This is a genomic window from Paenibacillus oryzisoli (assembly GCF_050467285.1).
Classification (GTDB): domain Bacteria; phylum Bacillota; class Bacilli; order Paenibacillales; family NBRC-103111; genus Paenibacillus_E; species Paenibacillus_E oryzisoli_A.
This window is the reverse complement of sequence record NZ_JBCMUN010000005.1, coordinates 1-25553: the sequence shown is the minus strand read 5'-3', so window position 1 is coordinate 25553 and position 25553 is coordinate 1. Positions and strand designations below refer to the sequence as shown.

The window sequence follows — 25553 nt, the reverse complement described above, 5'->3', positions numbered from 1 at the left end:
TTATGACTTCTGTGCACCATACTTTTTGCGGTACTCTCCTGGCGTAATGCCGGAGTAGCGTTTGAACATGCGAATGAATGAATTGACGTTCTGGTAGCCGATCTTGATGGAGATTTCCTGAACTTTCAGCTCCAGGTTGTGCAGCAGTTCTTTCGCACGCTGGATGCGCAGGCCGTTCAAATAATCGCTGAAGTTCAGACCCGTTTTTTCCTTAAAATAGGTGGATAAGTAGCCGGGTGTAATATTCAACTTATCGGCCATAATGTCGAGCGTAATGTCCTGATCCAGATGCTGATCCAAATATTCCAATATAAAATGAGTCATTGGATCATGATCCGATTGCTTACGATTCACCTGCTCCATAGCGGGGGACAATTGCTGCTTGAACCATTGAATGTACTGGTCGACGCTGTAGAATGTATTCAGCCTCTCCAACGCGGACAAAGGCAGCTCGCCCTGTTCCCGGTGCAGATTCAGCTTCATCAGCGATTTGTTAAGGAGATTGGCGATTTCTTTGGCGAACCGCTTGAACTCCTCTACAGACGCTTCGCGCTTATGGAGGGTATGCAGTTGGCGGCTGACCCAGTCCAACACCGCCTGTTCGCTGCCGGACATAAACCGGGTGTGGAACTCCTCCTCCTCCAGCACGGTTAAGTGGACAGGGCCTTTGGTTGAGCGATACGTACGGATGAATTGCGTCTCATCATCCAGCTTCCGCTGAATTAACATGGAGGACGCGTATTCGTAGGCTGCAATCAAATGGCCGGAATTCGGATAAACCGGACTAACGGCCACTGTCAGGAAAAATAGATCCCGATCCACGTCAAGCACCTGAAGCAGTTGCTCCAGAACTTCTTCCAACCCCACTGCGTCATCCGGACTGAAAAGGAGAGAAAGCACGGTATCTTTGTCCATTTGGAACGTAATCGTATCGCTATAAGCTTGGGACAAAAAGATATTGATATACTCCCGGATAAAATAGACCGCTTTATCGAGCTCGGAATCCAGCTCGGCGAATTTTTCTTTCATGGTCAATTGGTACAGCACCAGCACGAAAGGAGTGTCGGCCACGACCAGCTCCCGCAGCTCGGCCAAGCTCATGTGGATATTTCGCAGCTTATTCGTATAGGCGTAATAGCGCAGCAGGTCTTTCTTCTTGTCCAAATCCTCCGTCATCTGGTCGTTCGTACGGAGAATGCTGCTCATTTTCTCGCTGATCATATCGAATTCGCGCACATGGCTGCTCGCTGGCATGACCGAATGGCGCTGCTGCACCGCTTCGATGATTTTTTTGATCGGCCGATCCAAACGCATGGTCAGTCCGATCGACGTCATAATGCTCAGTACGATAACGACAAGGAGCAGGGAAATGAACAAAATATTCAGCTGCATTAACTGATTGGAGATGCTTGTAATCGGAACGACGCTTACATAGGTCAAGCCGGTCTGGCTGCCTTTTTGGTAGAAATAATACTGGTTGTTTTCGGTAAACCGCCCGCTTTCCCCATTGAAGGCATGCTTAGGCTGCTTGTTCATGTCGGTGGTTGAGCTGAAAATCAGGCTGCCCGTTTCATTAAAGATGTAGAAGTCCGAATCCTCGGAGTAATGATAGGCACTGAACATTTTGCTGGAATTAAGCATGATGATGAAATACACATCTTTATACGGCATCAGTTTGATGACGGCCGGAAGCAGATACCCCTTGTTTTTCCGAATATTCGCCGATACTTCCGTAAATTCAGACGCTGGGAGCAGCCGGAACGTATACGGTTCGTCGAACTGACGCAGCCAAAACTCCGGTGAATAATCGCTGCTGGCATAATATTTGGCGAACATTTCCCCAGATTTGCTAGTCCCTTCCTTCTCGAGCACATAAGCATCGTTCTTGAAATTCAGCATGATGTTCTCAAAAGAAAGAAACGGGTTGGCGATCAGCACCTTGAGCACGGACAAAACGTTGTTCATGCGATCGTATCCGTTGGACGCTTTGACATTCCGCAGCAGATTCAAATTTGCGATCAGCATCTCGTCCTGATTCAAAGAGATAATCGATTCCCTAGCAAGCCTAAAATGATTCTCATATTGTTCAACCGTATGCTTCAGATTGGACTCGTTGTACTTGACAATCTCCTGGTGGATTTTCGATTTCAAGAAAAGAAACGATGCGAAATTGAAAACGGCCAGCACAGCAATGACAACGAGAAAACTGATCATTAACTTGGCGAACAAGGAATTGGTTCTCCAACTGAATCGCTTCCATCCCCGCATTCATTAGACTCCCCATTCTCTGATGTCAATTTCTTATTACTATACTACGGCAGCGCAGGATAACGGAACAATATTCATTTCTTCTTATTCATACACACTTTACTTGCTAAACCAATAAACTGCACGTCCCCTGTCAAAAGTGAAGATTTATTTTTCGGAAGCGGGCTGCTTATAATGACGCTTATAAAGCCCGGTGGCATAGGCGCCGTCAACGGGTGGAGGCAATACATACTTGCGAAGAGGAGGCAGATGGATGGCTCTAACGGGCACACGTTCGACATTAAGGAAGACCTGGCATCATAACAAATATTTATGGCTGCTCGTTTTTCCTTGTTTGCTTTATTTTCTCATTTTCCGCTACATCCCGATGTTTGGCCTGGTGATTACGTTCAAAAATTTTAATCTCTTTAAAGGCATCTGGGCCAGCGAATGGGTAGGGTTCAAATATTATCTCATGTTTTTTCAAAACCCGGATTTCTTTCTCCTGATGCGCAACACATTTTTGCTGGGCTTTTACAAGCTTCTATTTGGTTTTCCCGCTCCGATCATTCTCGCTATTCTGCTGAATGAACTGAAGCATATCGCGTTAAAAAGGTTCGTCCAGACGGTCAGTTACTTGCCGCACTTCATTTCAAATGTTATTGTGGCAAGCATGGTCATCATGTTCCTGTCCCCATCCGGCGGGATGATCAATCAGTTATTGCAAAAGCTCGGTATTGCGCCGATCAATTTTATGATGGAACCGGGCTGGTTTCGCTCCATCTATGTTGCCTCTGACATTTGGCAGCAGATCGGCTGGGAATCGATCATTTATTTGGCGGCATTGACGGCCGTTGACCCGCAGCTGTATGAAGCGGCCAGCATTGACGGCGCGGGACGCTGGGGGAAGCTCTGGAACGTCACGCTGCCAGGCATCGCGCCGACGATCGTCATTATCTTTATTTTGAATGTTGGCAAAGTGCTGGAAATCGGATTCGAAAAAGTGTTCCTCATGTACAATGCGGCTGTCTATGACACAGCGGATATTATTAGCACCTATGTGTACAGGGTTGGTATGGAGCAGGGGAATTTCAGTTATGGAGCTTCGATCGACTTATTCATGGGCATCATTAGCTTAATCTTCATCTGCTCAGCCAATTATATCTCCAGAAAAGTAGGAGAAAACAGTCTATGGTAAAGGAGAGACTGCCGGGATGAAATCGAAAATCAGCCTGTTCGGCATCGTGAATTTGTTGATCATGCTGCTTGTCATCGTCGTGACGCTTTACCCGTTCATCTATATGCTCGCCGTTTCCTTGAGCAAAGACATCTATGTGATGAAGGGCGAAATCAGCTTTTGGCCTAAAGGAATCAATCTGAAAATGTATGAGTTGGTGTTTCAGGATCCGAAAATTTGGATTTCCTATAAAAACACGCTGATTTACGTTTGCCTAGGTACGTTTATTTCAGTCATGATCACAGCAATGGGAGGCTATGCGCTGTCCCGCAAGGATATGAAATTTCATCGCTCGCTGACGATGCTCATCGTGTTCACAATGTTTTTCAGCGGCGGCATGATTCCGACCTTTCTCGTCGTTCGTTCCCTTGGCTTGATCGATACCGTCTGGGGTATGGTGCTTCCGGGAGCGGTTAGCACATGGAATTTAATCATTATGAGAACCTTCTTCAGCAATATGCCGAAGGAGGTTGAAGAATCCGGACGGATGGATGGATTGACCGATATTGGCATTTTCTTTCGCCTTGTGCTGCCGCTGTCCCAAGCAGTCATCGCAACTGTCTCTTTGTTTTACGCGGTAGGGCTGTGGAACAACTTCCTGTTGCCGTTGCTATATTTAAGGGATCCGAATCTGTTTCCGCTTCAGGTGCTGCTGCGCAATCTGGTACTGGCCGGGAACGTCGCTTCCGGAGATGTAACCCGAATTGGAGGTGATAATCTGATCGTGGAGGATTCGCTGAAATTTGCGACGATCATGGTCTCCACTTTGCCGATTTTATTGGTGTATCCGTTCATCCAGAAATATTTTGTCAAGGGAGTCATGATTGGCGCAGTTAAAGGCTGATGGAAGCAAAGCTGTATGGGGTAAGCAAAAACGATAAAAAGAGAGGGCAACAATATGAAAAAAAATGCTCTGATGCTTGTAATTCTAATGCTCGTATTGTCCATGTTAGCGGGCTGCACTGGCAGCCAATCCGCGGAGGAAGCAAGCAGTCAGCCGAACGATACGCCGTCGGGTAATGCGACGAACTCAGCGGCGCCTGTGCTAACGAAGAAAACATTTAAAGCACTGCTGGACAGCAACCCCACATTCCCATACAACAAAGACTGGCCGATCTGGAAATGGATCGAGGAGAAAACTGGCGTGACGCTTGACGTACAGACCCCGTCCGGCAAACTGGCGGATACGCTCAACCTGGTCGTCGCCTCGAATAACATGCCGGATTTGCTGTACATTCCGACTCACGCGACGTCGAATAAATTCGGCCAACAGGGCGCTCTTGTCAATATTCTCGATTATTTGAACGAGATGCCGAACCTTGCGGCGTGGTTGAAGAAGTACCCGGACGACGGCAAAGCGGTTCTCTCCACAGATGGGAAAATGTACATGTTCCCGAACCAAGGCTTCGGTGAAACGAACCGGATGATCTGGCTGTACCGAGAAGATATTTTCCGCAAGAACGGCCTGACGCCTCCGAAAAACTACGACGAGCTGTACACGGTGCTGAAAAAGTTGAAAGAGCTGTACCCGGACAGCTACCCGCTCTCCATGCGATTCGGTCAAATTCCGGACGAAATGTTTGCCAATTTGGCGACGAACTTCAACACCGGTGAAAACGTCTATTACAATTTCGATAAAAAAGATTGGGGCTTCGGGCCGACGGAAGATGCGTATAAAGCAATGCTTGGCGCGTGGAACAAGTTCTACAAGGAAGGGCTCATCCCGCCCGATTTCTTGACCACACAAACGAAGCAGTGGCAGGACATGATCTCGAACAGCAATTCCTTTATCACCATCGACTATATTAGCCGTATCGACTTTTTCAACAATGCCATGCGCAAAGAAAACCCCGACTACAACATGCAATTCATGGCGCCTCCGGCGGGAATGGCAGGCGGCAAACAGTTGAATCCGTTCTTCCATTACCTGGAGGGTGGTCTGACTGTTGCGTCCACGTCCAAAAATGTGAAAGATATTATGAAGTTTATGGATTTCTTCTATTCTGAAGAAGGCCGGACACTGGCGAGCTGGGGCAAAGAGGGCGAGACGTACAGCGTAGAGAACGGCCAGAAGAAATTCAAGCCTGAATTTACGGATGTAACGGAAATGCGCAAGAAAACGGGCTTGCAAACGAGCGGCGATTACACTTGGATCGATTTTGGGGCACACCTGTCCTTGTTCTCGAAAGATTTGCGCAGTGCTTATCAAGAAGCAGTGAAATACGATCTGCCGGCAATGCAGCCGAAACCGGCTTTTACCGAATCGGAGAATGAGGTGCTGGCTGTGACCGGTCAAGCTGTGAAGAAAGGCCGCGACGAGAATTTCGCTAAATTTGTTACAGGTACACGAAGCCTAAATGAGTGGGATAAATATGTCAAGGAAATCGAAGGATTAGGCGTGCAAAAGCTGGTCGATACGTATAAAACGGCCTACAAACGGGTCGAATCCATCGATTTGAAAAAGTAATCGGAATAGGCAGCTTCGTTTGAAGAGAAGGGACGGGTGCCGCTTTGTTCAGCTATAAGGCCGAGGAAGCGGCATCCGTTTTTTACAATGAACGATTAAGCTAATTAAGGAAGTGATGCATATTGGTTATGCTCGCGAAAAAGCTTGGCCTCACACTTTTATTTATAGGTTTGTTTTTGCTGGCATCGGCTGCAAGCTTGTCATCTCCGGCCCATGCGGCCGTTACTCCGGGCGTCACGATTGATTCCCCCGTCGACGGTGCTTCAATTTCCACAGGAGTTACTCGCTTTTCCGGAACTTATGCAGCGGCGTATGACGTTAAGCTGTTCATTAATGGAGAGAGCCAGGTCGATACCGTCATGATCGATCCGGAGGGTGACGATTCGGGTACATGGTACTACGATTTGGATGCGAATGCCTACGACGGCGAGGTGCAGGTCATTGCCAAAGCCAGCGATATCGTTACCCGGTATGCGGTGTGGAGCCCTGCGATACGTGTGAATGTCAATAACCCAGAGGCCCGTCTCCCGGAAGTGACGATCGTAAGTCCAACGGATGGAGAGACGGTAAGCGGCACGGTTCCGGTCCGAATTGCTGTGGCGAGCCAGGACTCCACCCCAAGCGTTCAAGTGCGGATAAGTCATGGCGCATGGTTGGATGCCGTTCGGGACGGGGCTGACTATGTATATAATTGGAACGCTGACGGCATCGGCAATCGGTCGGTGAGCCTCGAAGCGAAAGCGACAGATGCGCGAGGCCATGTGGGCTTCAGTATGACGACTTACGTTAAAGTTGGGGCTTACACGAACGAGCCGTTCTATATGCCGAAGCAGGATCGCGCAATGTGGATCTGGGAGCCGGAAACGTACAAACTGCTGCTTAATCCGAATTCTCGCACGTTGCTTGATGCGTTTGCCTGGGACACGGCGACATTCGGTTCCGATCCGATCACGACGTTTTATTTGGCTGTTGGCTCTTTTGCCGGGATGGACATTCTGGAAGATGACCCGGGCAAGCTGCACAATTTCATCGATTGGGCGCACCAGCGCGGTTATGCCGTGCAGGCTTGCATAGCGGGAGGTACGACTCCGCCGTTCTTGGGTGCATACGAGGCCTACCATGATAGAGCGATTCGCGAAATCGAGCGCGTCATCAACTACAACTTGGCCGCTGGCGCCAATGAGCGGTTCGACGGTGTCAACGTCGACATTGAGCCGTACAGCTCCGAAGAGTTTAAAACGAAGTATCCATCGCTGCAACTGCAATATTTGGATGGCCTGCAGAAGATGAAAAACCGGATTCAAACAGCGGGCATCAATCTGCCCTTTGGTCCGGCTATACCGAAATGGTATGATTCGAACGACAATTCGAAGAACATTACGTGGAATGGCAGCACGAAGTGGTTGTCCGAGCACGTTCAGGACATCAGCGACTATATCTCCATCATGGACTACCGCGACACAGCCGACGGCTCGGCCGGTATTATCGCGGGCGCGCAAGGAGAAATCGATTATGCGAACGCGATTGGCAAGCCGAACTCGGTCGTCATCGGCGTGGAGACGAAAGATATCGCGAACAGCGGCGATCCGGAAACGATTACGTTCCAGGAAGAAGGCCGCACGGTCATGGAAGCGGAGCTTGACAAAGTGTATACGGCCTTCAATGACGACGCCTCGTTCGGCGGCATTGCGATGCACCATTACGACGACATCCGCAAGCTTCCGTCTTACTGGGGGGCAGGCGGCGTATTCTGGACGCCTCCGGCCGATATGGAGCCACCTGGTGCAATAAGCGGGATACCTACAGCGAAGGCGCTCGATTACCAGCAAATCCAGATCAATTTCGGCATGGCGATAGACAATAGTGAAATTGACCGATACATTGTATACCGCAGCAGGGAGAGCGGCTTTACGCCGGGCGCGGGGACAGTGGCCGGGCTGGCCAGAAGCTTATCGTTCCTCGATATCGGGCTGTTGTCGAATACAACTTACTATTATAGAGTCGCAGCCATGGATCTGCAGGGCAATATCGGGCCAGCCTCCGCGGAAGCAACTGCAACGACCGGCAATACGATACTTAGGCCGTTGATCGTGACGGGCTTGAACGTAACGAGCGGCTCGGGGAAGGCGGCGGCAACGATGAAGGTCATGGATCAAGCCACACTCCAGCCGATCGTTGGTGCCGGCATCGAAGGACGGTTCCATTTTGCAGGCGGTTCGTATAAAACAGGTTTTACCGACAGCAGCGGCACGATCGCTTTCACTTCGGAAAGTATTCCAAATGGACAGCAAGTCGGATTTGAGCCCCGCCGGGTGACGGCGCCTGGCTACTATTGGGCGCAGGCGTACGACCAGCCGCATATGACGGCGCTCTACCCGCAAGTCGGACTAAGCGGTTTGACGTTCAGTTCGGGCAGCTTGTCCACGGCGTTTTCGACGAATCAAACCTCCTATACGGTGAAGGTGCCAAACAGTGTAAGCTCGATTTGCGTCACGCCAACGGCATTGACCGGGGATAGTGTCATTGCGGTGAACGGGCAAGCCGTCGTTAGCGGCAGTGCCTCGCAGAGCATCGCTTTGAACGAAGGGGAGACGACGCTGACAATCGTTGTGACCGGCCGCACCGGTGTGACGGATACCTATCTCGTCAAAGTATCGCGTGCCGCCTATGTCGATAACGTATTTACGGTAACGGCGGATACGTATGTATATGAAAATAACAAGACGGCGAATTACGGTGACGTCGACCATCTGGAGGTCGTCGATATTCCCGGCGCTTCGGGCGGCGGGGATCGAATTTCGTATATGAAATTCGAATTCGGTGCGTATGCAGAGCCGGTCCAATCCGCCGAGCTTGATTTTTACGTAGGTGAAACGACAAGCGGCACGAATAATGTGGAAATCTACGTGTACGACAGCGATAATTGGGCCGAGAACACAATGAACTGGAACAATCGTTTGACCGGTACCGGAGCAGCGAAGCTTGTCACGGTCAATATGAACCACGTTGGCTGGTACAACATCGATGTGACCGGCTTTGTGAGCAGCCAGATGCTGCTGGATAAAACGGCGACGTTCCGCTTCCTGCCTCTCTCGCAAAATCTCGTGAAAATTAACAGCAAAGAGAATGCTGTTAATAAGCCTTACATCGTGGTGAACCCGTCGCCTAACGCCGGCCTGCGCTCGCTCTCGCTTAATGAGAACGGCGTATCGCCGGGGCTTGACGGCAACTATGCTGCTGTGGTTCCTTATGACGTCGATGCGGTGACAGTCAGTCCGGTCGCCGATGAACCGCATGCCCAAATCGAGGTAAATGACACGCCTGTTGTCAGTGGCGAAAGCTCGTCTGCGATTCCGCTGATTGTCGGGGAGAATCTGATTGCCGTGGCAGTCACGGCTCAGAATGAGATTAATCACGAGGAATACGTGATCCATGTCATGCGTCAAGCGCCTGCGGATGAAGGCAGCTACGGTTCTTCAGGATCGGCGCCTGCGCCGGGGGCGCGCCTCGCACAAGCCAGCTCAGGAGACACGATCGTTCCGGTCGAAATCAAGCGCATCACCGGACAAAACGGTGAGAAAGTGGATGCAGTGACCTTGAATCAGGCGTTGGCCAAGCAATTGTTGGCTGCCGCTTCAGCAGGTGCAGAACCCATCGTACGCATCCGTTTGGACACAGAGTCGGCTGACAAGGCGGACGCTTTTGAAATAACGATGAATCTTTCTTTCACGGAAGAACTGACGAAGAAGCAGACCAGTTTGGAATTGATTTCGGCGTATACACGAATCGAACTGTCTTTAGACGCACTTCGCGGACTGAAGGGGGCCGGTAAGGACGCCATCTTCCGTATGGAACCGGTTAACGGACAGGGAGCAAGCGAGCGCGCCTTACACGCTGAAGCGGTGCTGCAAGCTGTCGGGAGCTCAAAGGAAGAGGCCAAAGTGATTGGTCAGCCACTGCAAATCGAGGCCAATTATACAGGAATCAAAACGAAACTTCATTTTTCGCTTACAGGCGCTACTCTCGATTTAGGCGAATATACGCTGGCTGTATATATCGAGCATAGCGACGGCGACCGCGTTTTGCGGGAAGGGATCGTCGATACCGACGCGAACGGCAAGGCGGTTGGGATAGACATTGAAGTGGAGAAATTCAGCACGTTTACCATCGTGCAGCTGCCTAAGGTGAAGCCAGCGCCGTTCCCGCGCTATGTTTTCGGATACGCCGATGGTACTTTCCGCCCCGAGCAGCAGCTTAGCCGCGCCGAGCTTGCTTCGATGCTGAACGCGATCGATGGCAAGCAAACCGCGCCACAAGCTTTTTCAGGCAAGCAGCAAGCTTTCGCCGATGTGCCCGACACGTACTGGGCGGCGGCACCTATTAACAGCTTAACTGCGGCAGGTATTTTTGAAGGACGCGCCCCGGATCGCTTTGCGCCGGATGAGAAAGTGACCCGTGCGGAGTTGGCTGCAATCGCCGCCAGGTGGAACGGGCTTAAGGTTTCGTCTGTACCCGCGACGTTTGTTGATGCCACCGGGCATTGGGCGGCGGGATGGATCGCCGCAGGCAGTGAGCAAGGCTGGTTGAGCGGTTATCCGGACGGCACATTTCAACCGAATAGAGAAGTTACCCGCGCGGAAGCGGTTGTAATGATCAATCGGATGACCGGCCGCGCCCCAGCAGGCGAGGCGGGTACGCCGACCTGGAAGGACGTTCCAGCCGACTATTGGGCCTATGGTCATATCGAAGCCGCTTCAAGATAAAACAAGGATGAAGGAGAACGACATGATTCAAACGATACCGCAAGTAAAGCAAATTCGTTATCTCGATGGAGCCGTCTTTCAACTCGATGATCGTGCAGCGATCCACCTGCGTATGGAGGCGTCGGAGCCCAGAATCGTCGCTGCCGTAAGCCGCCTGTTTCCTGGGCAATCCGTCGTTTGCGAGGAGCATAAGGGTGTAGCAGGCTATCTGTTCAGTATCAATGGCCGGCTGGGGAGCGAGGCTTTGAACAAGCTGCATCCGGAGCAGCAGAGCGAAGGATATCTTTTGGAATTGGAGGGATCCTCCGTGACAATCGCGGCTGCGCAAGCCGCCGGATTGTTCTACGGTCTGCAAACGCTGCGGCAAATCATTGACAATCATGATACGATTCCGGCTGTGGAAATTGTCGATTGGCCTGATACGAGCTTGCGCTGCATGAACTTTGATTTCCGGCAGACGTTCTCCAAGCCGGAGAAACTGCTGGCCTCTATCGCCGAGTTCGCCAAGTTCAAGGTCAACGGGCTGCTGATTGAGTACGAAGACAAGCTTCCGTATGAGCGCTACAAGCAGGTGTGCCATCCTGAGTTTGCATTTAGCCGTGAGCAGTTGGAAATGATCAAGGAAGCAGCGAGAAACAACTTTATCGACATCATTCCGCTGCAGCAATCGTTCGGACATCTGGACTACGTGCTGCGCCACGATGAATACAAATGGTTACGGGAAAAAGAATCGTCAACGGGCGAGCTTTGCCCATCCCTGCCGGAGTCGTTTGAGCTCGTCACCGGCTTGCTGGACGAGATGATCGCCATGCACCCGGATTCCCGATACATTCATCTCGGATGCGACGAAGTGTACAGCCTTTGCGAGTGCGAGACGTGCAACCGGACGTACGCAGGAGCGAGAGAACGAACCTTCATTGCTTTCGTCAACCGGATAATCGACTATGCAGCAGGCAGAGGGAAAATCCCGATCATTTGGCACGATATGCTGAAAAAATGCGCCGAGTCCGATCTGCAGCTGCTGGACAAACGGGCTGCGGTTATGATCTGGATCTATAACGGCAGAAACATCGATTCAGACGTATCCCGGCTGACGGCCACGTTCAGAAACGCCGGCTTCGAAGTCATGGGCGCTCCCGCGGTCCGATGCTTCGACGACCAAGAGCACCAAAATTATCCCGTCGTCACCAGCCGAATCGACAACGTACTACAATGGTCCAGAACGTCGGGGAAGCTCGGCATCGACTGTGTCGTCGCGACGAACTGGTCCACTTCGTTCAGCTTCGGCTTGCCTTACGGCATTTTTGAAACGACTTGGTACACGATGGCGCTGTTTGCTGATGTCCACTGGAACCGGGGGGCGGAAACGAGCCGATTTATCGACAAGTTCTTGAAGCTGTTTCACGGTGTCGATCCGAATGCGGCCAAGAGCAAGCTGGGCAACTATTTGAATGAAGATTATTATTTGATCATCGGCTCCCTTCTCGATGACGTCAAAATGAACAAGGACGTAGCAGAGCTGATCGCCATTATGAACGCTTTCGAGCATTCATCCGACAGGATGCGGACGATTCATAAATATTTGTACCGATGGGAGATGTACCCCGGCGATGAAGCGGAATGGCGATCCCTGCTCAGCTATTACCGGAGAAACACAGGGGGAAGAACTAAAGTTCGTCCACAAATGAGCGCCATTTTGCGGCATTTTCAACCCGAAGCAATGGCGGACCATTTCGTGCTGTCGCGGTTTTACTTGCATGATTACTTGGAGGAACACGTATATCGCAAGATGGGGCTGACGATGGAGGAAAATAACACTTGATTTATCAGGCGGATATGGTACAATTTGGGTAATTGAAAACGAACAAGCGGAAGCACCGCTGATTGTGAAGATAAGATCTTCGCTTTCAGCGGTGTTTTTTGTTGTTCCGGAAAAAGGAGGCGAACATGGGGAAAATTTCCTTGTTTTTTGTAGATGACGATGCAGTGTATGCGCACCGGCTTGCGGCTTATTTGCGCACGTCGGAATTTGCCGGCCGAATCCAATTAAAGCTGTATACCGATTTGAGCTTGCTGCTTCGTGCACTGGACAAAGAGGCGAAGACCGAAGGGATCTTGCTATTCTCCGAGTCGTTTTACCCTGAATTGGCGCAACGGACCATGCGGCTCTCCAAGGTGGTATTGAGCCAGACGATCGCCAATTCTAGTAGGGCGGAGGAAAAACTGCCGTTTCTATTTCGGTATCAGCCGCTGCAGCAGTTATTTTCCCATTTGCTCGCACTGTATGCAGTCAAGCAGGAGAGCAGTGGCTTCTTTCTTGGGCGAAAGACGCAGGTGATTTCCGTCTATGCCAGCAGCGGGGGCAGCGGCAAGTCGATTGCGGCCGTGTATTTGGCGAAGCAGCTTGCTTTTCGGGGGAAGCGCGTTTTTTATCTGAGCCTTGAGAATGTGAGTCCGGCATCCCGATGGTTAAGTGGAGAGACCGGACAGCTATCCAGGTTGATGTATTACTTGAAGCAGGCTCCGAAGTCATTAGGGCCCAAGCTCCAGCTGCTCAAATCGCACGATGCCAGGTTTCGAATCGATTATTTGACGCCTGATGAGCAGGCGGGAGAAATGCAGCAAATGCAGCCTGAGCACGTGCAGAAGCTGGTAGAAGCGATTAGCGAGCTGGACGCATACGACGTGCTCATTCTGGATCTGGCTTCCTCTCTGCATCCGAGGATAGTTACAGCGCTTGAACTGAGCCATGAAGTGATCTGGCTGGTGCAGGACGATTGGAACGATCGATTCAAAACGCAAGCGTTGTCTCAAGAGGTGAACCTTCCAGGCAATGTCCGCTATGTGATGAGCAAGCATCGGGGAGGTCCAGCTCAAGAAGTGGAGGCGTATTTGCCATATATTCCGGAATGGCGCGCATTGGCGTCGCCTGAGCAATTATGGTCATCTGACATCTATGTGCAGCAGATTGACGAGATTGCGGCGAAGCTTGATGGGCTAGCGGATAGGCAGATCAAGGCCGGAAAGGAGGCGCTGCCCTGATGCATACAGGGAATGCCGCTGTGGTACAGCTCAAGCAGCATATCAAAGATCGCTTGGATTTCTCAATGACCATGAGCGACGAGCAGCTGCGGGAGCGCATTGAACAGCATGTTTTTGAAGCTGCTGCTGCGGAAGGCTGGACATCGAACGAAATCGGGGCGGTTGTGAAGCGGATATTTGACAGCTTCCGCGGGCTTGATATTTTGCAGCCGCTGATTGACGATCCCTCTGTGACGGAGATCATGGTGAACGGGCATCAAGACATTTTTTTCGAGCGGTTGGGGCAGGTGGAACGTTATCCCTACACGTTGGAAAGCGCGGAGAAGCTGGAGGATTTGATACAAATGATCGTGGCCAAAGTCAACCGGATTGTGAATCAGGCTTCTCCTGTCGTCGATGCGAGATTGGAAGACGGTTCGCGTGTCAACATCGTGCTGCCTCCGGTATCGCTTGGCGGAGCCACATTAACGATCCGAAAGTTCCCGGAGAAGCCGATGGAGATGGCGGATTTGATTCGTTTCGGCAGTTTGACGGAACAAGCGGCTGAGCTTCTGCAAATTTTGGTGGAAGCGGGCTTTAATTTATTTATTGGCGGAGGCACAGGCTCGGGTAAAACGACGTTCCTGAATGCGCTGAGTGCTTGCATTCCTCCGCATGAGCGAATTATTACGATCGAGGATTCTGCCGAGCTGCAAATTCGTACAATTCCGAATCTGGTGCGACTGGAGACGCGCAACGCCAATACAGAAGGCCGAGGGGAGATTACGATGCGCGAGCTGATCCGTTCTTCACTGCGTATGCGGCCGAATCGTATTATCGTCGGAGAGGTCAGAGGCGCGGAGGCGCTCGATATGCTGTCAGACATATCTATAAAATAGGTAATTTTTAGCTACAAAGTTATCATGGTTCATCCACTTCTACGAACTTTTCAAAATGATATTCTATTTCTTCTTTGGTTGGTCTTCGATTGGAATTTTCTGTAATCGTTTCAATCATATCATCCGTTGATTCGTAATCAACAGTATTCATTATTAAAAGTTTTCTTAGCTTCTTACTGCTTTCTCGAAGAATCTCTCTTTCTGTGGTATCAAGGAAGTTCCATTCAATTGTTAATGTGTGTTTTTCAAATGGTGCATCAAAAATCACTTCTTCATGTGTTTCTGCAACAATACTATGAATGATTTTTCTTAAGACTCCGTTTGTGAGGCTTTCAACATCAACTTCATCAAGAAAAATAGTGAACTGCTTAAACCTTGATAATAGTTTCTCAATTTCATTATTTATATAAATGAGTTGGTTATACTTTGATTCCGCTTCGTATAGTTGGGTATTAAGTTCTTTGTTGTATTCATCAAATTCCTCTTGGGTGATACTTTCCCTAGTTACTTGTTTGAGGATACCTTTTTTATCAATTTTCAGTTCCTCAATCTCGTTTTGAAGTTGTTGTTTCCTATCCTCAATATCCTTAGCATTGTACCTAGTTTTCAAGATCGTTTGAAGGTAATACTTCCGTTTGTTTGGTCTATTACGGTACTCGACAATTTCTTCCTTAACAAATTCAATTAGTTTTTCTTCGTGTTGAAGGTTTCGGTATCCGCACTTATGTTTTCCGAATTGATCGTTATTCCTGCAAAACCAATAGAGGAAAGTGTTTTTGTTGTTTTTTTGAACTTTTCGCCTTAAACTTCCACCACAATTACCGCACTTCAAAAGGTTTGAGAATAGATGCTTGCTTGAATGTCTGCCTAAACCTCTTTCTATGTTCCTTTGCTTTTTAATCACTTCATTACCTTCATCATCTTCAACAACAATGTTATTATATTTGAAGTCACCAAACTTCTCAAACCGTTTTTCCTTTTCAAGTTGCACTAATCTGAACGTTTCATCATCAATCATTCTTAACGATTCATCATGTGTGACCACTTGTTCTTCTTTTGGTATTTCTTTAACAATATTACGGTTTATATCAATTTTTTGAGTTCGATGCAACCTTATTTCGCCAGTGTACACCGCATTCTTTAGCATCTTTGAAATTAAACTCTGATCCCATATTGTTTTTCCGCTTTTAGTAGGTACGTTTTTAGCGTTCAATTCATTTGCAATGTTCCGTTGTCCCATACTCTCATTAAGAAACAGACGGAAAACTTCACGAACAATCTTTTCTTCATCATCGTTTTTAACCAATTTTCCTTCTTTCAAATTGTATCCGTATGGCTCACGTCCACCCCAAACTCCTTGCTTATATTTTACCTTTTTACCCCATTGAACACTTTTGCTTTTAGAAGTGGATTCCTCTTCCGCTAACGAAGCAAATAGTTGAATGCGGAAATCATCATCCCTGTTCAATGTGTTTGCACTAATGGTGTCGAAGTATACACCAACACCAACTTCTTTCAATTCACCAATATACTTTAGTGTTTCTTGCGCATTTCTACCAAAACGTTTAATGTCTTTTACAAATATCATATCAAACTTCCTGGCTTTAGCATCAATAATCATTTGTTGAAATGCTCTCCTGTACTTGAACGACTTTGCACCTGAAAATCCTTCATCGACATAATAACCATTGGTTGCTTCGGCAGTTCCGTCTCTCTTACAAAAAATACCACAATCTGCCATTCGATGTTTGTTTCTCTTGATATATTCTTGAAAAAATTCGATTTGGGATTCAATGGAGCTTTTTTGTTCTTCGCTATCCGTACTCACACGTGCATAAAATGTCGCCTTCATTTTTACCTCCATTCATTGTATAACCAAATTAATATAATAGGATAATATCAATTAATTACGATTCATTCCAGTACTAACTTGGATTTTACACATTAACAATTAAAATAAGTCGGCTGCTTTCAAATGAAATACTAGAGGGGCTTGAACAGAGCATCCAGATCTCAGATTCAAGCAGAGGTTTCTTCGTATGATCAATGACTTAAGCAATCGAACATCACTACAACCTTTTAGCGGTAGAAAAAGAACTTTTAAACAAGATCATGATATGCCAAACGATGCAACAAGCCGTTATGGATGCACTTCAACAACAAGGTAGGACGTTGCATTTACTTACGGTAGAGGATGTATTGGTACTGATACATTCAATTGAAGCCAATGCTCAAACGGAGTTATTACATTTGCGGTTAAAAATTAATTTTTTAGAAGGGTGGCTGAAAATATAAAATAACTTTAGAACGTAAGTAAAAGGAAGCAAAGATGTAGGTAAAATTAAAACGAGAACACGAAACGATTAATCATTGGTTCGTGTTCTCTTTATTACTTTCATGAGAAAAAGTAGTGTTTTAAATATATTCGATGCATTTTAAATCAAAAAATATTGACAATATACTTTTTAGCGATTATATTAAGACTAAAGAAGTGAGAGAGGAGGAAATGAAATGATTGGATTGGAGTTTATTTGCAAAGTGTATAGAATGGAATATAAAATCCTTGCATCATTGCTTAATATTACATCAGGTAATATTACGAATTGGATAAAGGGAGTACGAGAAATTCCAAAGAAACAGTTACCTGAGTTATCTAAAATCTTTAATGGAATTTCACCAGAATACTTTCAGAAGGAATTAACTCCTTTAGATGAACTTAGAATTAAAATTTTCTACATTGAAGCAACAACCTCAGATCGAACGAATCTTGAAGAAGATTTAGTTTTTGATGGCGATCATGAAGGAAAACTTTTGTATGATGTTTCTCCACCTGAAGAACTTGAGTTAAGATCACTAAAGAAGCAACTAAAAAGTGCTGAAAAGATGGAAGCAATTCAAGAGAACATTAAATCTATGTTCTTAAAGGCTTCTTTATTAGGGAGAGTAGAGTTAGAAATATTATTTGATGATTATGAAGCTGACGTAGGTAGTTTTTTGGAAAAAAAGTTGAATGCGTATATTGAATTTTTAGGAGAAATTGAGGTCAAAAAAATAAATGCTGTTGAAGTATTTATTAAATATTTAACTCACTATCATGACATTGATCAAAAAAAATGGGGCAAGTTAGAGTCGTTTCCTAACGAGAAGTTATTAGCATTTTACAAAGAACTAGAGTATTTACTATTGAAGCATAATATTATCAATAGCTAGGACTCTGCTCTGTATTTTTAGCAAAATTCAAATTTCTAAATGGCTGAAACAACTTAATAATAAGAGATAACCTTGATAATTTTTGTGAAGGGTATTTCTTATCGCCAAAATTCTACACTCACTTCAAATAATGGTTGATAAACAAAGTAATTCTGGTAGTGATTCTGGTCTAATTATTTAAGCGACAATTAAAATGAAAAGGTGGAAACCCAAATGTCAACATCAGCGGAAGCAAACAAGCAAGTTGGGGAAATGGAGATAAATATTAAAACGCATACGATTAGTTATCTATCCAATCTGCGAAAAGATAAAAGTCTGCGTTTTGATCATGCAATTCAACGCAATTCCGTTTGGAAGAAAAGGCAAAAGCAGCTTCTAGCAGATTCCGTTGTTCACAACTTTCCAATTCCTCCAATATTCGCTTATTATTCGAATGATGGAGTAGACTGGATGATTGATGGGAAGCAGCGTACTGGTAGTTGGCTTGAATTTATTGAAAATGAGTTCCCTTTCGCAAAAGGCACTAAGCCTGTTCGTATTCGCAAGAATGATGGCAGCGGTGAGACTGAACTTGTCGAAATTGAAGGTAAATTTTTTAAAGACCTTCCTAAAAGCTTGCAAGAAAAATATCTAAATCGTGAAGTTAGCATGATTAAAGTATCCAACGCAACTGATTCTCAAATTGAAGAATTGTTCCAACGCTTGAATGGCGGATCTGCTCTCTCTCGAATGGAATTGATACGTGCCAAGATTGGTGAGGATGTCAGGGCGTACCTTAACGAAGTCTCGACTTACCCATTCTTTGCAAACTATGCTTTCATTGGCAATAATGCACGTAACCGTTTCGTTGACCAAGAATTAATTCTTCAAGCGATGCTCCTTCAAAAAAGAAGCGATAGCGGTATCTCTTCCAATGAAATTGAGGGTTTCGTTGAAACGCTCAAGAGAAACGGCATATCTAAAGATGATAAAAATAAATTCGAAGAAACATCAACGTATTTGTACGATGCCTTTACTCAATTCGTCGAAATCGACAATGATGCTCAAACTGACGACAAAGTTCTCAACAAAGTGCTTAAAAAGATTCATATCCCAATGTTGTTTCTGACCGCTATTGAAGCTATAGAGAAAAAGGTTCATCCAATTGCATTTGGAGAATGGGCTAAAGACTTCCTCATTGAACGTTATACACCTGGCTCTGGCTCTTATGGCACGTATTGCGTTGCAGGTTCTGCTAGAAAGGTCAATGTTCAAGGACGCATAGGTTCTATGAAAAATGACTTCTCTAGTAACATTGACAAAATTGCAAAGCTTGAGCAAGTGAAAGAAGAAATTCAAAAGGTTGAAGATAAAAGCCTGTCTTGATAACAAGTTCCTATATCGAAAGAAAGTAGTGATACGAGTGATTGGCATAGAGGATAACTTGCTGATTTCCGACTACAAATAAGTACATAAGAATCCAAAGTATTTTACATCATTTTACAAATTACTGTTTTTGTGGTATAATAATATAGTTGGAAATTAAATGAGGAATATGCTGCCCAAGAGGAGGTATGTAACCTTCTCTTGTTTTTGCTGTCCAAATATATGAAATGAGTGTGTCGAATGGAGTTACATGAAGAATATCGCTTGAAGAGGTTACTTAAACGTATCAGACTAAGGGAAATCTCAAAGCACCTTAATTGTACACTTGGTCTATTGAGCAACTGGGAAAATAATCGTACAAGCATGTCACAGGAGAAGGTAGAACTTTACATGCAGTACATCGACAGCAAGTGAAATAACAATCATATAGAAACACTGGAATCGTGGTATCTCAGATCACGCTTATTTGTCGTTTTCAACAAATGATTAAATACAAGGCGCACAGGTTAGGAGGATTTTACGAATGGGGACTTATGTAGTTATGGCTCAAAAATTAGCAGGATTCCTTATGACAAAGGGTTTCAAGCTACATTCATTAGAGCAAAACAGGAAAGATGGAAGTAAGCATGTATTCATATTCACTAATAGCATTGAACTAGAAAAAGCAATTGAAGAATATAAGGCAATACGCAAATAAAAGGGGAATAAGCACATGACATTAGCAGATAGATCGTATGAATCAGTTTACGGAGAAAAATACACAGTTAAGATTGACAACCTGAGAAAGCAAATTACGGAAAAAGAAAGCGGTATTGATACGTTCAGAGTTATAAACATCGAAGCTGGACTTGGGAAAAGCGTAGAGACAAATAGAATTGTCAGGGAATACATAGAAAGCTTTGAGTTCACAGGTAAAAACCGTGGTGAACAACATAGGAAATTCTTAATCGTTAAACGTTTTAGCAAAGACGTTGAAGATGCTGAGAATAAGATAGGTAGAGGACTTAACTCTGAAAACAGAAAGAAGATATTGGGTATAACAAGGGAAAACTGGTCAGGAGACTGGCAACTTAAGCTTGATGAATTAGTTGATGTTGATGTAATTATAATCACTCATGCCAGGTATGTCCTTCTTTGCAATAGAGAAGAAGAAAGGCAAGCATTTACAGCAGGTAGGCATACACTAATAATTGACGAACGAATTGATTTCACAAAGTATTCGTTCAGTATGAAAATTTATATGGAAATGTTTAATTTGCTTCCATTTGGACTTCACGTTAGTGTAGTTGAAGTTTCACGCCCATTCTTAAATGAAATGGAAAGAGTGAAGTCACTAAAGGACTCTGAGGGAAAGAAGTTGTTCAATAATCAAATAATGAAAACAAACAAGCCATCACCAAAGAACATACAATTAATGAGTAAATTCCAATCACTAATAGATGAGAACCTGGAAATGATTCGAATTGAGAAAGGTATTCCTGCTGCGAACAAGGTTCGTGAGTTCACGGATTCGCTTGAGGTTCTTTATTCTACGAATGGTTACTTTAACAATGGAACAATTACAGCTTGTAACCATAATCACAACTTATGGGGCGTAGAAAATAATATTATCCTTGATGCGAATGGGTCAATAGAAAAGTTGTATCAGTCAGGAGATAAATGGAAGATTAAGTTTATCGTGGACAGGCAAACATTTATAGTTGATCATTCACAGTCAACCTTCACACATATCAACTTTAACGCTAGTAAAAGTAAAATTGAAGAATTAGACAAGGAAGAGAGTAACGAATACTACTCACAAATTGTCTCTCTAATAAAGAAGGAACATCAAAAAGGGCAGCGATTACTTATTATTATGCGGAAGAGTTTTATTATTGACACTAAGAATGAGGAAGGTTCATTTGTGCGTTTTCTCAGAAAACAGGGTATTAATGACATATTCATTGGCGCTGAAGACGAAAATAACTTTCTAGGTAGTAAGAAGGTAGCTGTTAACTGGTTTGGCAATGTTATTGGCAAAAATGACTGGAGAGACTTTGATCAATGTTGGATTCTAGGAACTCCAAACATTCCAATGGAGACCCACGTAATCAATATGTCTCAATACTCAAAAAAGTATGATTGGCGTTTGGGGTTAGAAATGATTAGAAGGGACATAGACAAGTATTTATTTAAGAATGATGTGTATGAGGGAATTAGGAAGGGTTACTTGATTGGTGAGATATATCAAGCAATCAAACGCATCCAAAGAAATGCTGAACCTAAGGCAAAGTATTTTGTAGTAAGTAATGACGATTCTGTGGTTAAAGGTGTTGTAGGCTTGCTTAAAAATATTAAAATTGGTGAGAAAATATCAATAAAAATTAAGAAAAAGGAAAAGAAAGAGATTTCAAAGCCGCAAAATAAGGATGCGGAGATTACTCTTAAACTTCTTAAAAATATTCTTGCCAAGCCAAAAGGCGAATACGCAAAGGGGGAATTGTGTGAAGTCGTTGGGATTGACAGAAGCAATCTTAATAAATATTTCAGCCCAAAAAATGCGCTTGTCAAATCATATATTGATACAGGTGAGATTGCATTTGAACATCATAAGATACTCCGTCTTTGATTTTGAACTAATTACTCCCGACGCTAACCAATCTGATTGAAAAGAGTTCGCTAAGCTCACTCTTTCCAACAGATGAGTAGCACCTACGGTGCAACTCTAATTCAAAACCCTAACTACTTAGGGAAGTTGAACAAAGAAGGAGAAAACCAGAACTCGTACTAACTCGTACTATCTATAATGGTCTGGTCATACGAGTTCTCTTTTTTCTCAAATAAAATTAGAGTTTTTATGGGGTATAAATCAGAAAAGTTTGAGGTGTTTTTGGCTTGAAATGCTCCTAACTATGTTTCATGGTGAGTTGAGTCGTACAAGTTCGAGTGAGTGGTAATTAACAATAATGCGTAGCATTGTTGTATTTGCAAGGACAAGCGAAGCTTTCCTTGTCGAATTGGTTAGCGTTAGTGGTCAAAAGTTCATTACATACCAGCTCGACTTGTTACAACTTACGATCATGTTTATTATCCACTTAATAATTTACACTCACGCCTTATCGTGAAATGTGCTAATAAAATCACAATTATTATCATAAAGCGGAAATATCAAACAGAGCGTCAATATTAACCGTAGAAGCGTAGAAGTTATCTATGTTTTGGCGATACGACTGACAAGTTTTGATCGTGCTTGATTAAAATGTGTCACCCGCAATTTAAGTGATATGAAATGCTAAAATTTTCAATATAAAAGCAAATGAAAATATATGAATGAGGAAGGTCAATAAATAATGGAATCTCTATTAAATCAACAAGATGGCAAGTGTTTGGTAGACAGTAGACAGGTTGCTGAAATGATTGGTAAACGCCATGACAATTTGTTGCGTGATATTGACAGATATGTAGAAGTTTTAAATAAAAATGGGATGAACCCAAATTTGAGGGCGTTAGATTTTTTTATTGCAAGTACGTACAAGGATAGCAAAGGAGAAGTAAGAAGATTTTATCTACTTACACGTTTAGGTTGTAATATGGTTGCTAATAAAATGACTGGAGAAAAGGGTACTTGGTTTACAGCATCTTATGTTACGAAGTTTGAGGAAATGGAAAAAGAATTAAAGCAAAGGACGCCACAAACATACAAGGAAGCATTATTTGCTGCTTATCAAGCTGAGGAAGAAAAGGAACAAAGACTAAGTAAGCTATGAATAATTGAGGAAAATGAGCCACATTGGATTGAATGTCCATATGGCTTTTTTGCATCAATAAATGTGTGATTTTATATTATGGTTTGGATAACAATTAAGACTCTGAAATTGTATGATATTTCAGAAACAATTAATTTGTTACTGCGTCAAATTATAAAAGGGGGTTCCTGATGGACAAATTTGAAGAGATTACCCAGAAACTTAATGAACATCTTGATTCGGTAATGCAATACATGTTTAAGTATAAAAATAGCATGTTAGAAGAAAGAGATAGGGTTACTGGTGTAGTAGAAGCAATGTTTTCAGCACACGTACCCAGTCTCATAAGTATTAAAACTGCATTGGATATAATGATAGATGATTTTGTTAGAATCACTAAAATGAAAGCAGAATTGAGTTCTGAGGATGAAGAACTTCTTAGCATGCGTATGAAGCACCTCATTAATTTAACTAATGAGTCGCAATCGGAAATTGAGAATACTGGAGATTTAATTTCAAAATTTTTAAATGGGCGTAAAGTCGATGATGAGGTTTCAATTCATAATTATTCGATATATGTTTACATAGTATCAATTTATGAGAAGTATTTGTACGACATTGCTCGTATGAATAACAATGATTTGGTTAAGTATACAGGTTTTGGTGGAGCAATTACGTACTATAGGGATAATTACATTAACGTTTTTAAGAATTGGTATGCAAGTGCCATAGAAATTAATAAAATTAGAAATTGTTTAGTGCATAATAATGGTATCTTTGTTGGTCGAGATGAAAGTAAGGATGTAAAAGAGAAGAAGATGCTTATAAGAAAGAAACATGAAATACAATTTCTACTCAACAATATTAGTGAGTTTATCGCAATTTATCGAACCCATTGTCTCTAAAACGAATGTTTATGAGAACTTTCAAACCGACAAGTCAAAGCATATATATTTTGCTTAATGTGCGGTACAAAACCCTTCTCAAAATCAAAGGAACAAATGACTGGCTTTTCGCCGTTTTTGATGCTACAGTCTGGCTGGACGTACATTGAAAGGGGCTAAAAGTATGGCATTAATAGGATATTCCCGTGTGAGTACCCAAGATCAAAATCTCGATATGCAAACAGACGCATTACAAAAAGCAGGATGTATCAAGATATTCGAAGAGAAAGCATCTGGTAAGAATGATGATCGTGTTGAACTGGCTAAAGCACTTGAATACTTACGTGAAGGAGATCAGCTTGTTGTCTACAAGCTTGATCGTTTGGCTAGATCAACTAAAAAACTAATCGAACTAAGTGAAACGTTAGAGCAGCGTAAGATTGAACTCATAAGTATACGTGATAATATTGACACCAGCACCGCAGTTGGTAGGGCAATGTTCAAGATGTTAGCGGTCATTGCGGAGTTAGAAAGAGACATAATTAGCGAAAGAACGCTTGCAGGGCTACAAGCGGCGAGAGCCAGAGGTCGTAAAGGTGGCAGACCAAAGCTTGATGATAAGAAAGTTAAACAGGCATTGAAGTTGTATGAAAGCAAGGAATATACGTTAAAGGAAATCGTTGATCTTACTGGTGTGTCGAAGCCTACATTGTATCGTGAGTTGGAGAAGAGAAAACAATTATTTGAAAATGGTCAAGTTAGAGCATCCGTATGATTGGATGCTCTTTTTCTTATTCTTTTAAGGCAACAGGGCGGGGGTACTTATGATCTTATTGATATTGGGTTTTTAGCTATACACCCCCTGCACTCCCAGGCAGCGACATTAAATTTAAAATGAACGATAATTAGCTAGAATGGCTTTTTGTAAGTTTACTCATTGATGTATGGAAAATATTACAATATAAAAAGGGATTCTTTTACTTTTGTCGAATTGAATTACTAAATGTCTAAATAGAGAGGGTTGATTGTACGAATGTCTAGTAATCAAGAGCAAGAAAGTAATAAAATGTTAAAAGTTTTAGATTTTTGTTATGAAAAAGCTATTAATGGCATTCCAAAGTTTGATTCAGCACAGGAAATGGCTGACGATTACTTATCAAAAAATAATGGTTCCGTTGAAGATGCCATTAAATCACTTGTACGTTATCAGAACGCTAAAGCGATAACTTCTGGTTTTATAACTGGTCTTGGTGGGCTAATTACTTTACCAGTAGCACTGCCAGCAAATATGGTAAGTGTTCTTTATGTTCAACTTAGAATGATTGCAGCGATTGCTCATCTGAAAGGTTACGATTTAAAGAGTGATCAAGTGAAGACCTTTGTTTTTGCTGCATTAACAGGTAATTCTGCAATGGAAATACTAAAAAGTTCTGGAATATTTATTGGTCAAAAAATGATGACAAATTATATTAATAATAAGTTGTCATATGAAATTATTAAGAAAATAAATCAAAAAGTAGGATTTAGATTGATTGCTAAAGGCGGGACTAAAGCACCTATAATATTAACTAAAGCTGTGCCTGTCTTAGGTGGTATTGTTGGTGGTACTAGTGATGGCATAAGTACGCATTTAATTGCTAAAACAGCACAAAAAATATTCATCTGAAAATGAATTTCAACTCAATCTCAGGGCTTCCAGAAATGGAAGCTTTTCTTCAGTGCGCCTCACAGTCGC

At 44.1% G+C, this 25553-nt stretch carries 16 protein-coding genes and 1 pseudogene; 15 read left to right on the top strand and 2 right to left on the bottom strand.

Annotation, left to right across the window (positions count from 1 at the left end; all coding sequences use genetic code 11):
• The gene (locus tag ABE504_RS05905; RefSeq protein WP_430085800.1) at positions 1-2268 is read right to left on the bottom strand and encodes a helix-turn-helix domain-containing protein; all 2268 of its coding nucleotides are present in this window, start codon (positions 2266-2268) and stop codon (positions 1-3) included.
• Positions 2269-2521: 253 nt separating this feature from the next.
• Between ABE504_RS05905 and ABE504_RS05900 the strand changes: the two genes are divergently transcribed.
• From ABE504_RS05900 to ABE504_RS05870, 7 genes and pseudogenes are all read left to right on the top strand, one after another.
• The gene (locus ABE504_RS05900) at positions 2522-3445 is read left to right on the top strand and encodes an ABC transporter permease (RefSeq protein WP_430085797.1); all 924 of its coding nucleotides are present in this window, start codon (positions 2522-2524) and stop codon (positions 3443-3445) included.
• Positions 3446-3461: 16 nt separating this feature from the next.
• Positions 3462-4328 (top strand): carbohydrate ABC transporter permease, encoded by an 867-nt coding sequence (locus tag ABE504_RS05895; protein WP_430085794.1) that lies wholly within the window; start codon positions 3462-3464, stop codon positions 4326-4328.
• Between the two features lie 54 nt (positions 4329-4382).
• Positions 4383-5951 carry an extracellular solute-binding protein gene (locus tag ABE504_RS05890; RefSeq protein WP_430085792.1) on the top strand — a complete coding sequence of 523 codons (1569 nt, stop codon included), beginning with the start codon at positions 4383-4385 and terminating at the stop codon, positions 5949-5951.
• Between the two features lie 128 nt (positions 5952-6079).
• Positions 6080-10714 (top strand): DUF7594 domain-containing protein, encoded by a 4635-nt coding sequence (locus ABE504_RS05885; RefSeq protein WP_430087396.1) that lies wholly within the window; start codon positions 6080-6082, stop codon positions 10712-10714.
• 22 nt (positions 10715-10736) lie between these two features.
• Positions 10737-12536 (top strand): DUF4838 domain-containing protein, encoded by a 1800-nt coding sequence (locus ABE504_RS05880; RefSeq protein WP_430085789.1) that lies wholly within the window; start codon positions 10737-10739, stop codon positions 12534-12536.
• Positions 12537-12661: 125 nt separating this feature from the next.
• Positions 12662-13756 carry an AAA family ATPase gene (locus ABE504_RS05875; RefSeq protein ID WP_430085786.1) on the top strand — a complete coding sequence of 365 codons (1095 nt, stop codon included), beginning with the start codon at positions 12662-12664 and terminating at the stop codon, positions 13754-13756.
• A pseudogene (locus ABE504_RS05870) lies at positions 13756-14616 on the top strand (CpaF family protein); the annotation flags it as partial. The gene ABE504_RS05875 and the pseudogene ABE504_RS05870, both read left to right, overlap by 1 nt.
• Positions 14617-14656: 40 nt before the next feature.
• On the opposite strand, the gene ABE504_RS05865 reads toward ABE504_RS05870, so the two are convergent.
• Entirely contained in the window at positions 14657-16486 is a 1830-nt protein-coding gene (locus ABE504_RS05865; protein ID WP_430085783.1) for a recombinase family protein, read from the bottom strand.
• 659 nt (positions 16487-17145) lie between these two features.
• Between ABE504_RS05865 and ABE504_RS05860 the strand changes: the two genes are divergently transcribed.
• The 8 genes from ABE504_RS05860 (at position 17146) to ABE504_RS05825 (ending at position 25484) form a co-directional block, all read left to right on the top strand.
• Positions 17146-17844 (top strand): hypothetical protein, encoded by a 699-nt coding sequence (locus tag ABE504_RS05860; protein ID WP_430085780.1) that lies wholly within the window; start codon positions 17146-17148, stop codon positions 17842-17844.
• A gap of 213 nt (positions 17845-18057) precedes the next feature.
• Positions 18058-19209: a DUF262 domain-containing protein gene (locus ABE504_RS05855; protein WP_430085777.1), complete on the top strand. Its 1152-nt coding sequence runs from the start codon at positions 18058-18060 to the stop codon at positions 19207-19209.
• A gap of 523 nt (positions 19210-19732) precedes the next feature.
• Positions 19733-19906, top strand: a complete 174-nt coding sequence (locus ABE504_RS05850) for a DUF5659 domain-containing protein (RefSeq protein WP_430085774.1) — start codon at positions 19733-19735, stop codon at positions 19904-19906.
• 15 nt (positions 19907-19921) lie between these two features.
• On the top strand, positions 19922-21817 hold the full coding sequence (locus ABE504_RS05845) for a hypothetical protein (RefSeq protein ID WP_430085771.1): 1896 nt from the start codon (positions 19922-19924) through the stop codon (positions 21815-21817).
• Positions 21818-22538: 721 nt separating this feature from the next.
• Positions 22539-22955 carry a Rha family transcriptional regulator gene (locus ABE504_RS05840; RefSeq protein WP_430085769.1) on the top strand — a complete coding sequence of 139 codons (417 nt, stop codon included), beginning with the start codon at positions 22539-22541 and terminating at the stop codon, positions 22953-22955.
• A 170-nt stretch (positions 22956-23125) separates the two neighbouring features.
• The gene (locus ABE504_RS05835) at positions 23126-23839 is read left to right on the top strand and encodes a hypothetical protein (protein ID WP_430085766.1); all 714 of its coding nucleotides are present in this window, start codon (positions 23126-23128) and stop codon (positions 23837-23839) included.
• Between the two features lie 163 nt (positions 23840-24002).
• Positions 24003-24593 (top strand): recombinase family protein, encoded by a 591-nt coding sequence (locus tag ABE504_RS05830; protein ID WP_430085763.1) that lies wholly within the window; start codon positions 24003-24005, stop codon positions 24591-24593.
• Positions 24594-24851: 258 nt separating this feature from the next.
• Positions 24852-25484, top strand: a complete 633-nt coding sequence (locus ABE504_RS05825; protein WP_430085760.1) for an EcsC family protein — start codon at positions 24852-24854, stop codon at positions 25482-25484.
• The last annotated feature ends 69 nt before the right edge of the window (positions 25485-25553 follow it).